Origin of the sequence: Streptomyces sp. NPDC013455 (genome assembly GCF_040632975.1) — a bacterium.
GTDB lineage: Bacteria > Actinomycetota > Actinomycetes > Streptomycetales > Streptomycetaceae > Streptomyces.
Genome location: NZ_JBEYCX010000019.1, coordinates 1 through 11,785, shown reverse-complemented (window position 1 = coordinate 11,785; position 11,785 = coordinate 1). Strand labels below are relative to the sequence as shown.

Annotated in this window: 10 protein-coding genes; 3 read left to right on the top strand and 7 right to left on the bottom strand. The window is 73.6% G+C overall.

The window, feature by feature from the left end; genetic code table 11:
- Nucleotides 1-31: 31 nt before the first annotated feature.
- From ABZ576_RS26425 to ABZ576_RS26410, 4 genes are read right to left on the bottom strand one after another with little or no spacing between them, the layout of a single operon-like run.
- Nucleotides 32-688: an ATP/GTP-binding protein gene (locus ABZ576_RS26425; RefSeq protein WP_360745697.1), complete on the bottom strand. Its 657-nt coding sequence runs from the start codon at nucleotides 686-688 to the stop codon at nucleotides 32-34.
- Nucleotides 669-1,076, bottom strand: coding sequence for a DUF742 domain-containing protein (locus ABZ576_RS26420; RefSeq protein WP_360745694.1), 408 nt, complete (start codon nucleotides 1,074-1,076; stop codon nucleotides 669-671). Before ABZ576_RS26420 ends, ABZ576_RS26425 begins: the two co-directional genes overlap by 20 nt.
- Nucleotides 1,073-1,606 (bottom strand): roadblock/LC7 domain-containing protein, encoded by a 534-nt coding sequence (locus ABZ576_RS26415; protein WP_360745691.1) that lies wholly within the window; start codon nucleotides 1,604-1,606, stop codon nucleotides 1,073-1,075. Before ABZ576_RS26415 ends, ABZ576_RS26420 begins: the two co-directional genes overlap by 4 nt.
- The gene (locus ABZ576_RS26410; protein WP_360745688.1) at nucleotides 1,603-4,863 is read right to left on the bottom strand and encodes a nitrate- and nitrite sensing domain-containing protein; all 3,261 of its coding nucleotides are present in this window, start codon (nucleotides 4,861-4,863) and stop codon (nucleotides 1,603-1,605) included. The genes ABZ576_RS26415 and ABZ576_RS26410 overlap by 4 nt, the downstream gene beginning before the upstream one ends.
- 386 nt (nucleotides 4,864-5,249) lie before the next feature.
- Between ABZ576_RS26410 and ABZ576_RS26405 the strand changes: the two genes are divergently transcribed.
- Nucleotides 5,250-6,038, top strand: a complete 789-nt coding sequence (locus tag ABZ576_RS26405) for a protein phosphatase 2C domain-containing protein (RefSeq protein WP_360745685.1) — start codon at nucleotides 5,250-5,252, stop codon at nucleotides 6,036-6,038.
- A 150-nt stretch (nucleotides 6,039-6,188) separates the two neighbouring features.
- Here ABZ576_RS26405 and ABZ576_RS26400 read toward each other — a convergent pair whose 3' ends face one another.
- Nucleotides 6,189-6,680, bottom strand: coding sequence for a MarR family transcriptional regulator (locus ABZ576_RS26400; RefSeq protein WP_360745682.1), 492 nt, complete (start codon nucleotides 6,678-6,680; stop codon nucleotides 6,189-6,191).
- Between the two features lie 242 nt (nucleotides 6,681-6,922).
- On the opposite strand from ABZ576_RS26400, the gene ABZ576_RS26395 reads away from it, so the two are divergent.
- A complete protein-coding gene (locus tag ABZ576_RS26395; protein ID WP_360745679.1) occupies nucleotides 6,923-7,756 on the top strand; it encodes a lysozyme in 834 nt (277 codons plus the stop codon).
- Nucleotides 7,757-7,985: 229 nt separating this feature from the next.
- Nucleotides 7,986-10,460, top strand: a complete 2,475-nt coding sequence (locus ABZ576_RS26390; protein WP_360745676.1) for a SpoIIE family protein phosphatase — start codon at nucleotides 7,986-7,988, stop codon at nucleotides 10,458-10,460.
- 1 nt (nucleotide 10,461) lies between these two features.
- On the opposite strand, the gene ABZ576_RS26385 is transcribed toward ABZ576_RS26390, so the two are convergent.
- The gene (locus ABZ576_RS26385) at nucleotides 10,462-10,989 is read right to left on the bottom strand and encodes a hypothetical protein (protein ID WP_360745673.1); all 528 of its coding nucleotides are present in this window, start codon (nucleotides 10,987-10,989) and stop codon (nucleotides 10,462-10,464) included.
- A 208-nt stretch (nucleotides 10,990-11,197) separates the two neighbouring features.
- Nucleotides 11,198-11,641, bottom strand: coding sequence for a hypothetical protein (locus tag ABZ576_RS26380; protein ID WP_360745670.1), 444 nt, complete (start codon nucleotides 11,639-11,641; stop codon nucleotides 11,198-11,200).
- Nucleotides 11,642-11,785 lie beyond the last annotated feature (144 nt).

The following is an 11,785-nucleotide window of genomic DNA, read 5'->3' as shown; positions in this document are numbered from 1 at the left end:
CCTCCTACGGGGCCCGGGTACGACTCGGGTACTACTCGGGGGTTTCGTCCAGCGCGTGGCCGACGAGAGCCAGCAGGGTCTCGATGACCGAGATCCGGCGCCGCGCGTCCATGATCATGACAGGGACGTGCGCGGGTATGGTCAGCGCCTCCCGTACGTCCTCCGGCTCGAACAGCTCGCTGCCGTCGAAGTGGTTGACCGCGACGACGTACGGCAGCCCGCAGCTCTCGAAGTAGTCCAGTGCGGGGAAACAGTCCTTCAGGCGGCGGGTGTCGGCCATGACGACGGCGCCGATAGCGCCGCGCACCAGGTCGTCCCACATGAACCAGAACCGCTGCTGGCCCGGCGTTCCGAAGAGGTAGAGCACCAGGTCGTCGTCGAGCGTGATGCGGCCGAAGTCCATGGCCACGGTCGTGGTGAGCTTGCCCGGCGTGGCGGAGAGGTCGTCGGTCCCCTCGCTGGCCTCGGTCATCAGCGCCTCCGTCTGGAGCGGCGTGATCTCCGAGACGGAGGTGACCAGCGTGGTCTTGCCGACGCCGAAGCCGCCCGCCACCACGATCTTCGTCGCGATGGGTGCGCGCGTCCGGTCCGTCTGCCAGGATTTCAGGTCCTCGTCGGGCTCGGCGAACCCGGCGACGAGGGAGGCGCCCCCGTAGGAGGCGGTGGCGTCAGAGACGGCGGAGTCCACTCAGCACCCTTTCCAGCAGCGCGCGTTCCGGGCGGCCGGTGCCGTGACCGGTTCCGGTGCCGTACACACGGATCTTTCCCTGGTCCGCGAGATCGCTCAGGAGCACGCGCACCACGCCGAGCGGCATCTTCAGCAGCGCGGCGATCTCGGCCACCGTGCGCATACGGCGGCACAGCTCGACGATGGCCCGCATCTCCGGCATGACCCGGGTGGTGAGCGCACCGTTCGTCAGTTCCTTGCGCTCCTCCGGGGCCTCCAGGGCGGCCACGAACGTCTCCACGAGGAGGACGTGGCCGAAGCGGGTGCGGCCCCCGGTGAGCGAGTAGGGGCGGACGCGCGCGGGTTTGCGGTCGCCGCCGCGCACGGGGAGTTTCGGTGTGCCGCTCATCGGGCGCTCCCCGTCGACTCGGCCTCCAGGTTTTTGCGCAGCTCGCTGCGGAGCTCGGGCGTCAGGACGTGTCCGGCGCGGCCCACGAAGAGCGCCATGTGGTACGCCACCACGCTCATGTCGCACTCGGCGGAGCCGTGCACGCCGAGCAGCGAGCCGTCGCTGATCGACATGACGAACAGGCTGCCCTCGTCCATCGCGACCATCGTGTGCTTCACACCGCCGAAATCCAGCAGCTTGGCGGCGCCGACGGTGAGGCTGCCGATGCCGGAGACGATGGTGGCGAGGTCGGCTGAGGACCCGCGGGGGCCTTTGGCCGGGCGGGCCGTGCGGGACCGCTCGGCGGGGGTGTCCCCGCGCGAGCCGGTGCGGGCGTGCGGGAGGTCGGGGTCCGACGAGAGCAGGAGCAGCCCGTCGGAGGAGACCACGGCGACGGACTGGATGCCGGGTACTTCCTCGACCAGGTTGGTCAGCAGCCAGTGCAGGTTGCGGGCTTCACTGCTCAGTCCGTAGGTAGTGGGCGCGGTCAACTGCTTGCCTCCTCGGCTGTGCCCCCCGTGGCTTCTTCGGCGTGTGCGTAGCTGGTCGGCCGCTGGTTGTTGGCCGTGTGCTCGGCGATCTCCGCCTCCACGTCGCGGTAGCCGGCCTCGGCGCCGCGGCGGAAGCCGCCGAGCCTGCGGCGCAGGGCCTCGGCGTCGACGCTCTGGCCTCGGCGGCGAGACGGGGCGGTGGGTGCGGTGATCTTGGGTGTGCGTTTGGGCAGGCCCTTGCTGGTGAGCCGTTCCTCCGGCTCGTCTTCGGTGTCGGGCTGCTGTGCGGGTGCCTGCGGCGGCTGCGCCGGTACGTGCGCCTCGGCTTCGTCCTCGGCGTCCCTGTTCCCCTCCGCACCACCGGTGCGGCTCTCGTCGCCGGCCGCGGGTGGCCCCTGTGGGGCGTCCCCGCCGTCGGCGGCCGCCGGGTCGTGGGGCCGGCCCCCGGCCGGCCCCGCGGGCCCGGCCGGCTCGGCCCGCTCGGGCCGGCCCGACGTCCGCGCCGGGCCGGTGGGCTCCGGGCGGGCGGCCGACTCCGGGTGTTCGGACGGCTCCGGGCGGTCCGCGGGGTCCGTCCCGTCCGCCGGGCGGGTGTGCTCCGACTCCGGCTGGGTGGGCGGGAGGAGGAGTTCCATCGTGGTTTCGGCGGGGGTCTCCGCCGGGGCCTTCGGGCGGGCCTCCGTGGCCTGGGCGGGTACCTGCCGGTGCGGCGCGTGGGCCGACGGGGCATCGCCGAAGATGTCCCGCACGGCCTGCTCCGCCGAGTCGGCCTGCTCCGCCGAGTCGGCTCGGTCCGCCGTGCCGGCCTCGTCCGCCGCGTCGGCCTGGTCCGCCGCAGCGGTCCCGTCCACCGGGGCGGCGCCGTCCACCGCAGCGGTCCGCGCCACCGTCCCGGCGTCGTCCACCGCGGCGGTCCCGTCCACCGCGTCCGTCCGGGTCGCCGAACCGGTCGGGGTCTCCGAGGCCGCCGGGGCCTGCGGGTCCGTCGTCGGTGTGTCGTGCGGGGGCTGGGTGGTGGCCTGTCGTGTCGCCTGCTCGGCGAGGCTGATCAGGGGGTCCGCGTCCTTGGTCCGGGCGTGGAGGACGTTGGAGTTGGCTTCGGCGTCGGCGCCGGGCAGGGTGAAGGTGCCGGTGGCGCCGGGGGCCGTGGTCCGCGGCGGGAGCGCGGTCGACGGGGCCTCGGCGAGCAGCGCGGCCGGCAGGACCACCACCGCGGCGATGCCGCCCTGCTTCTGCTCGCGCAGCTGGACCCGTACCCCGTGCCGGTGGGCGAGGCGTGCGACGACGTACAGACCGAGGCCGAGCCCCTCGTCGCCCTCCTGGTCGTACGGGGACTCGGGGGTGAAGTCGGCGAGCCGGGCGTTGAGGGCGGTGAGCCGCTCCTCCGTCATGCCGATGCCCTCGTCCTGGACCGACAGCATGACCTCGCCGGACTCCAGGAGCCAGCCGGAGACCTCGACGGGCACGTCCGGCGGGGAGAACGAGGTGGCGTTCTCCATGAGCTCGGCGAGCAGGTGGGAGAGGTCGTCCGCGGCGAAGCCGGCCACGTGCGCGTGGGGCGGGAGCGCGGCGATGCGCACGCGTTCGTAGCGCTCGATCTCGCTGACCGCCGCCCGCACCACGTCGACCAGCGGCACCGGGCCGGGGTGCTGCTGGACGTGCTCGGTACCGGCGAGGACCAGGAGGTTCTCGCTGTGCCGGCGCATCACCGTGGCGAAGTGGTCCAGTTTGAAGAGGGTGGACAGGCGGTCGGGGTCCTGTTCCCGCTCCTCCATGCCCTCGATGACCGCGAGCTGGCGCTCGACCAGGCCCAGGGTGCGCAGGGCCAGGTTGACGAAGGTGGAGCCGATGCTGGTGCGCAGCCGCTCCAGCTGGGCGGCGGACTCGGCGAGTTCGGTGCGCAGCTCCTCGCGGGCGTCGGCCATCTTCTGGCGCTGGCCCACCAGGTGCCTGCGGTCCGTCTCCAGGGTGGCCACGCGTTCGTGCAGCGTGACCGCGTGGGCGTGCAGGGCGTTGACCGAGCGGACCACCTGGGCGAACTCGTCGTTGCGGCCCGTGAAGGCGATCGGTTCCTGAGTCGTCGGGTCCTCGGCCTCGGCGAGGCGGGACGAGCCGCGGCGCAGGACCGACAGCGGGCGGGTGAGGGTGCGGGCCATGGCGGTGGCGATGCCGATGGCGACCAGCATCAGCGCGCCGAGGACGGCGACGCGGATCTCCAGGGCGGTGACGTCGTCGTCCCGGAGCGCTTCGAGGTCCTTGGTGCGGCGGTCGTAGAGCGCGGACTCGGCGCCGCGCATCAGGTCGACGCGGGCGGACAGGGCCGCGTCCAGCTTCTTGGTGCTGGTGGTCAGCTCGCTGTCGGCGAGGGTGGGCTGGTCGGTCAGCGCGGCCAGGTACTTCTCGGCCGAGTTGACCTCCGGTCCGGTGACCGTGGAGTCGTAGGAGTCCACGCTCGCCTTGGGGGCGGTCTCGCGGAAGTCGGCGAGGGTCGCGTCGGCGCGCAGCCGGGCCTGCTGCGCGGCGACGGTGAGCGCGTCGCGCTGCTTGCGTTCCGCCTCGGTGCCGGTGGCGGACGTGGTGGGCAGGCCGGTGACGGGGTCGACCACCGTCCGGGTGCCGGAGGGGACGTTCAGCGCGGCCAGCAGCAGGCCGCGGGCGGCGGCGGACTGCTGGACGGCGGAGTCCAGCTCGGCGAGGGCGTGGGTGCCGGAGCCGGCGCGCGGGGGCAGCTGCTCCGCCAGCCGCTCGGCGAGCCGGTGCAGTTCGGTGATCGTCGCCGAGTACGACTGGTGCGCCTGGAGGGCCGTGACCTTGCCGGTGAGGGCGGTCCGGCGGACGGTGTCGATGCCGTCGAGGGCGGTGCGCAGGCCCGCCGGGGTGTCGGTGTCGGCGCGCAGCTCCTCGACCTGCCGGTCCACGCGGGCGCTGCGGTCCTCGGAAGGCGCCTTGGCCTCGGGCCGGCCGGCCGCGATGTAGGAGGTCACCTCGTCGCGTTCGTCGGCGAGCGAGTGGGCGAGGGTGAGCGCGTCCTGGGTGCGGGCGGCGAGCGTCACCAGGTCCTGGGAGTCGCTGACGTCCTGGGAGGCGGTGAGCAGGGCGGGCGCCCCGGCCCCGGCCACGGCCGCGGCCACCACGGCGACGGCGACGATCAGCCGGGTGCGCACATGGGTGGGGCGGCCGGTGCCCACGGGGGTCTGGGTGACGGTCCCCTCGGGGGCCGTCTGCCTGCCTGTGCGCCGAGGCCGCTTCTTCTGCACCGGTGCTCGCATTCCTGAACTCGTCTACGCAAGGGCCCGGGTGGCGCCCCGTCATTTCGGTGCCAAGTGGTGCGGTACACCCGGTTCGTACGGTTCCCGACCCTCCCAGCGCCGGTGGGCAGTGGTCGCGCATCACCTGACCCGCCACCCGAAGGAGTGAACATCGGAGGGGAGTTGGCGGGCAAGTTCCCCTGGCGCGTGCGGGCCCCCTGCGCGGCAGGCCGGTTGGACGCGCGCCCCAGGCTTTGGCAGTATTCGCCACCACGTCTTCCCGGAGTGGATCATTCTCCCCCAAATCAGGCACCTGACCTGCACGGTCGTGAGAATTCGCCGGACGGTTGCCAGCCTTTGGCGCAACGCGTGAAGGGCTCGTGCAGACTGGCCGAATGCGCACTGATCTCGTTTCGGAACCCGGCGACGCGGCGCGGCCCAACGAGGACTTCGCCGGTGTCGGACTTCCCGCCTCCGGACAGGGTGGTTGCGTGATCGTCCTGGACGGAGTGACACCACCCGGCGGCCCGACGGGCTGTCTGCATTCCGTTCCCTGGTACACGGCCCGGCTGGGCGGTGCGCTGACCGAACTGACCCTTTGCGGCCGAGATCTGACGCTCCCGGAGATTCTCGCGCGGGCGATCCGCCGTACCGCCGACGCCCACGCGGACACCTGTGACCTTTCTCACCCGCGAACCCCCCAGGCAACCGTCGTCCTGGCCCGCTGGTCCGCCGGCACGGTCGAGTACCTGGTGCTGTCCGACTCCGCGCTGCTGCTGCGGGGCCCCGACGGCACGGTCACGCCGGTGCTGGACGACCGGCTCGCGCGGCTGCCCCGGTCCGCGCTGGCCACCGACGCGATGGTCGACGCGAACCTGCGCAACAAGGAGGGCGGCTTCTTCACCGCCGCCGCCGATCCGGACGTGGCCGCGCGGGCGGTCACCGGCACCGTGCCCCGGCGCGAGGTGCGGGCCCTGGCCGCGCTGACGGACGGCGCGACCCGCTGGACGGAGACGTTCCGGGAGGGTGACTGGACGGCCCTGTTCGACGTGGTCGCCAAGGAGGGCGCCCGTGGTCTGGTCGACCGGGTACGGGAGCTGGAGGCGGCGGACCGGGAGGAGCGGGCGTTCCTGCGGCGGAGCAAGACGCACGACGACGCGACGGTGGTCTACGTGGAGCTGTGACCGGAGCGGGTGGTCGCGTCGTCGCGTCAGGCGGGCGGTCACCTCACGCGGCCGTGCGCGGAAGGGCACCCCGCATGGGCGGTCACCTCGCGCCGGCGGTCACCTCGCGTGGGTGGTCACTTCGCGTGGGTGGTCACTTCGCGTGGGTGGTCACTTCGCCATGACGTCGTTGAGCTGGTGGAGCAGCCGGGCCAGCTCGGCGACCTCGTTGCGGTTCCAGTGGGCGAGCTGGCGGACGTAGCGGGCGCGGCGGGCCTCGCGGACCGTGCCGACGCGGCGGCGGCCCTCGTCGGTCAGGGTGACGAGCCAGGCGCGGCCGTCGGCGGGGTCGGGTTCGCGGGCGATCAGGCCGAGGTCCTCCAGGGCGCGCAGCTGGCGGGACATGGTGGCCTTGCCGACGCCGATGTAGGCGGCGAGTTCCGTGGCGCGCTGGCCGCCCAGTTCGTCGAGCCGAATGAGCAGGCCGTACGCGGAGGACTCCAGGTCGGGGTGGACCTCCCTGGCCATCTCGCCCTGGTTGGCCCGTGCGCGCCGGAGCAGCACGGTCAACTCGCGCTCCAATGCCAGGAATTCCTGGTCTGCACCACTGGGCGTCACCTGGCCGGCGGCGCATGATGCGCAGCCGTTTGCGTCCTCGTGCACGTCAGTACCCCTGATCGGTTTCGCGGTCGTGAAAGTTTCTGCCGACCGTCGTCATTGCCGCAGCTCTGTAAGTATTTCGCAGGCGTAGACCAACGGCGTCGTCCGGACCCCCTTCCCACGCTGTCATCTACGTGCGTAGCTTCTTTACCAGACCATTAATGGCATGCCCACGCCAGTGGGTCGGCGGTCAGTGCCATGGTCCCCCACCCCCACTCCCCCCACTCGACTCCCCGGAGGCACGCATGCCCGTGCTCAGACCCGGCTTCGTCCGCTCGTACCGGCCGCGTCCCCTCGCCGTCCTCGCCACGGCCCTGCTCGCGGCGCTCTCCCTCACGCTCCCCCTCACCTCCGCCCGGGCCGCGGCCACGCCCACCCGCGGCTCGGCCTACATGGGCATGGGCGTCCTCGCCCACGACGGCCAGAACGGCACCCCGAGCACCGGCGACGCCACCCAGACCGAGGGCGTGGACGTCTCCGGCCACCAGGGCAACGTCGCCTGGTCCACCCTGTGGGGCAGCGGAGTGCGCTGGGCCTACACCAAGGCCACGGAAGGCACGTACTACACGAACCCGTACTTCGCCCAGCAGTACAACGGCTCCTACAACGTGGGCATGATCCGCGGCGCCTACCACTTCGCCACGCCCGACACGACCAGCGGTGCCACCCAGGCCAACTACTTCGTCGACCACGGCGGCGGCTGGTCCCGGGACGGCAAGACCCTGCCCGGCGCGCTCGACATCGAGTGGAACCCGTACGGCGCCGCCTGCTACGGCAAGACCGCGAGCCAGATGGTCAGCTGGATCGCCGACTTCCTCAACACCTACAAGGCGCGCACCGGCCGGTACGCCGTCATCTACACGGCCACCACCTGGTGGACCCAGTGCACCGGCAACTACGGCGGCTTCGCCGTGAACAACCCGCTGTGGATCGCGCGGTACGCCTCCGATCCGGGGACGCTGCCGGCCGGGTGGTCGTACTACACCATGTGGCAGTACACCTCCTCGGGCCCGACCGTCGGCGACCACGACAAGTACAACGGGGCGCTCGACCGGGTGCAGGCCCTCGCCCTCGGCTGAGGCCCCCGGCCCGAGGACGCCGGCGGGCCCCGTCCCGGGGCGACCGCCGGCCGCCTCGGCCCGGCCGCGCCCGGGGGGCCGGGACCGCCCCGGCGGTGTGCGGGACCCCGCCCCGGCCCGGCCGCGGTGCTTTCCCCGCCGCGGCCCCGCGGCCTTGCGTTGGTGCTCGGCGCCGCCCGGGATCATGCTGGTCAGGAGAGCCTGCCGAGCAAGGGCGAGATGAGCGGCGATGGAGCGACAGTCGACGTACACGGCCACGGCCACCATCGATGAGCGGGGCATCCTCACCGGCTGGAGCGAGGGTGCGCGGCGGCTGCTCGGCTACGACCCCTCGGCGGTCCTCGGCCGGCCCGCCACCGCGCTGCTCGCCGCCGACGGCGCGGCCGTCCGGCGGGCGGTGGCCGGCCGGACCCGCTGGAACGGCACCGTCCCGCTGCACCACCAGGACGGCCGGCGCCTGGAGCTGGGCGTGCTCGCGCACCGCCGCGTCTCACGCGGCGGGGCCACCGACTGGCTCGTGGTGAGCGCCGTGACGCCCCGGGTCCAGCCTCCCCGCGGGGAGCCGCTGGAGGAGTGGACGTTCCTCCAGTCGCCCTTTCCGCTGGCCGTCTTCGACACGGAGCTGCGCCTGGTGCGCGCCAACCGCCGGCTGGAGCACGCCCTCACCCTGCCGGAGGCGGCGATGCGCGGGCTGGGCCTCGCCCACATCGTGCCGGGTACGGCCGGCGAGGAGGCCGAACGGTCGATGCGGCTGGTGCTGGAGTCCGGCCGGCCGCGGGAGGTGCCGGGCCGCCTCGGCCCGGACCTCGGCCCGGCCACCGTCCTCACCCCGCTGAAGGACGCCGACGGCCGGGTACGCGCGGTCTGCCTGTCCGCGCCGCCGGACCAGGACGCGGCCGGCCGGCAGCACCCCTCGGAGGAGACCGGCAAGCCCGCCGGGACGGCGGCCGAGCAGGCCCGCGCCGCCCAGGAACTGGGCGAGGTCACGGTCCCCCGCCTGGCCGACGTCATCGCCGTCGACCTGCTGGACTCCCCCGGCGGCCGGCCGGCCGAGACCGGCGGCCCGGACACGGACGTGGACGCGGGCGTGGGCATGGGCACGGGCACGGATGCGGGCATGGGCGCGGGGGCGGGCACGAGCGCGGGCACTGGCACGGGCGCGAGCGCGGGTGCGGGTGCGGTGGTGCTGCGCCGGGCCGCCCTGCGTGCGGTCCCGGACGGATACGGGTCCGCGCACGGCTCCGGTGCCGGCATCGGGGAGGCGGTCGTCTGCCCGGCCGGCTCGCCGCCCGCCCAGTGCCTGGCGGCGGCCCGGCCGCTGCTGTACGACACCGCGGACCCGGCCGTCGCCGAGTGGACCGCGCTGGACCCGGGGGCCGCCTGGCTGCGGGCGACCGGAGCGCGTTCCCTGCTGGCGGTGCCACTGCTGGCGCAGGGCAGCGCGCTCGGTGTGGCGCTGTTCGGCCGGCGCCCGGAACGGGGTCCGTTCGGGCCGGAGGAACTGCGGCTCGCCGAGGAGTTCACCACCAAGGCGGCTGCCGGCATCCAGCAGGCCCGCGCCTACTCCCGGGCCCGCACCACCACCATGGCGCTCCAGCACAGCCTGCTCCCGCACCACCTGCCCGACCAGGCGGCCCTGGAGATCGCCACCCGCTACCTGCCGGCCGCCACCCGGGCCGGGGTGGGCGGCGACTGGTTCGACGTGATCCCGCTGTCCGGGGCCCGGGTGGCGCTCGTCGTCGGTGACGTCGTGGGCCACGGGATCCGCGCCTCCGCCACCATGGGCCGGCTGCGCACGGCGGTGCGCACGCTGGCCGACGTCGACCTGCCCGCCGACGAGCTACTCACCCACCTGGACGATCTGGTGCTGCGGCTGGCCGCCGACGAGGGCAGCACGGACCCGGCGGCCGAGACCGCCGGCGGCATCGGCACCACCTGCCTGTACGCGGTCTACGACCCGGTCTCGCGCCGGTGCACCCTGGCCCGGGCCGGCCATCCGCCGCCCGCCGTGGTCACCCCGGACGGCACCGTCCGCTTCCTCGACGTGCCCGCCGGGCCGCCGCTGGGGCTCGGCGGGCTGCCCTTCGAGGCGGTGGAGACGGAACTGCCCGAGGGCAGCCTGCTGGCCCTGTACACCGACGGGCTGTTCGAGGCCCGGGACCACGACATCGACGAGGCGCTGGACAAGATGTTCTCGGCGCTCAGCCGCCCCACGAAGTCGCTGGACGCGGTGTGCGACCGGGTCCTCACCGAGCTGCTCAGCCACCGCCCCGACGACGACATCGCCCTGCTGGTGGCCCGTACCCGGGTGCTGCACGAGGACCGGGTCGCCTCCTGGGAGCTGCGGAGCGACCCGACCGTGGTCTCCCTGGCCCGCCGGTACGCCACCGAGCAGCTGTCCGCCTGGGGCCTGGACGAGGTGGCGTTCGCCACCGAGCTGATGGTCAGCGAGCTGGTCACCAACGCCATCCGCTACGGCCGCCCGCCCATCCAGTTCCGGCTGATCCACCAGGACAGCACCCTGATCTGCGAGGTCTACGACTCCAGCGGCACCACACCGCACATGCGCCGGGCCCGGATCTTCGACGAGGGCGGCCGGGGGCTGCTGCTGGTCGCCCAGCTCGCCGACCGCTGGGGCACCCGGCACGACCGGATCGGCAAGACGGTGTGGGCGGAGCAGTCGCTGACCGTCTCCGCCCCGTGAGTCAGCCGTTGCCACCGTTGCCCCCGCGGCCGCCCTGACCGCTGGTCTCGCAGCCGACGCCGGCACAGGTCCCGCCGTTTCCGCCCTGACCGCCGGCCCCGCCGTCGCCGGTGCCGGCCGCGTCGCCGCCGTTCCCGCCGGCTCCGCCGTTGACACTGCCCGCGCAGACTCCGGCGCAGATGCCGCCGTTGCCGCCCTTGGTGCCGTCGCGGCCCGGTCCGCCGTCGGTGCCGGCGCCGCCGTTGGCGCTGCCGCTGCACATCCCGGCGCAGATACCGCCGTCGGATCCGTTGGTGCCGTTGACGGTGCCGTCGCAGTTGCCGGCGCAGATTTGGTCGCCGATGCGGACGCCGCCCTCGTCGATGCGGATGTCGCCCAGCTGGAGGCCGCTCACGGCGGGCGGGCTGCTGCCCGATCCGCCGCCGGCCGGTCCGGTGTCGGCCATCGCCGCCGGTGCCATCGCGCCCCCGACGACCACCATGGCCGACACGGCGAGGCCGAGACCGAACTTCCGATGATTCCTGCGCATGGTTCTGCCTTTCTTCTCTTCCGCCGAGGCGTCGACTTTTCGGGTTCGCTGGTTTCCGAGTTCTCAGGTTCTGGAGTTCTCGGGTTTTCGAGTTCTTGGCTTGTCGGCTTTTCGGGCGTGGAAACGCCCCGGCCCTGGGGTGTCGGGCCGGGACGCCCGTCCCGGTTCCGTTCTCGGTTCCGTTCTCTGCTCCGTCCGCGGTCGCGGGTCACGCGAGGAACGGGGAGGTGTCCTGCACCAGCGAGAGCCAGTCACCGTTCAGGAGCCGGCGCTCCCAGGTGTCGATCTCCTTCTCCGAGACCTTGTACTTCTTGGCCACCTCGGCCTTGGTCGCGTGGCCGGACAGCACCGTCAGCACGATCCGTGCCCTGTCCAGCCGGGTGAGTTCCGACTTCGGCTTGTCGGGCAGGTCGCGGAACGCGAGGCAGCCCGGCTTGCCCGGCTTGCCCGGCTCACCCGGTTGCCCGGGGGCGCCGCCCTTGCCGCCTTCGCCCCCTTCTCCGCAGTTCTCGGCCCGCTGGAGCAGGGCCGTGTGGCCGCTGGGGGCGGATGCCGCGGGGGTGGCCGCCTGGGCGGCGCAACCGGCGCCGGTGACGAGGGTGACGGAAGCCGCCAGGAGGATGAGGGGACGCCGCCAGGAGATGGTGCACATCGTGTTCTCCGTTTCCGATCGGGATGTCAGGTGGGGATCGAGAGGTCGGCACTCCCCGGCGGCTCGACCACGTCCTGCGGGCCAAAGCCGATGCCGCACTCCACCTGCACGACCTCACCCGCGGCCTGCCGCTCGCCTCCTTCG

Excerpts from the sequence above, each read along its gene's own strand:
- ABZ576_RS26420 (WP_360745694.1), bottom strand. The coding sequence starts at position 1,076 with ATGAGCGGCACACCGAAACTCCCCGTGCGCGGCGGCGACCGCAAACCC.
- ABZ576_RS26405 (WP_360745685.1), top strand. The coding sequence starts at position 5,250 with ATGCGCACTGATCTCGTTTCGGAACCCGGCGACGCGGCGCGGCCCAAC.
- ABZ576_RS26395 (WP_360745679.1), top strand. The coding sequence starts at position 6,923 with ATGCCCGTGCTCAGACCCGGCTTCGTCCGCTCGTACCGGCCGCGTCCC.
- ABZ576_RS26390 (WP_360745676.1), top strand. The coding sequence starts at position 7,986 with ATGGAGCGACAGTCGACGTACACGGCCACGGCCACCATCGATGAGCGG.
- ABZ576_RS26385 (WP_360745673.1), bottom strand. The coding sequence starts at position 10,989 with ATGCGCAGGAATCATCGGAAGTTCGGTCTCGGCCTCGCCGTGTCGGCC.
- ABZ576_RS26380 (WP_360745670.1), bottom strand. The coding sequence starts at position 11,641 with ATGTGCACCATCTCCTGGCGGCGTCCCCTCATCCTCCTGGCGGCTTCC.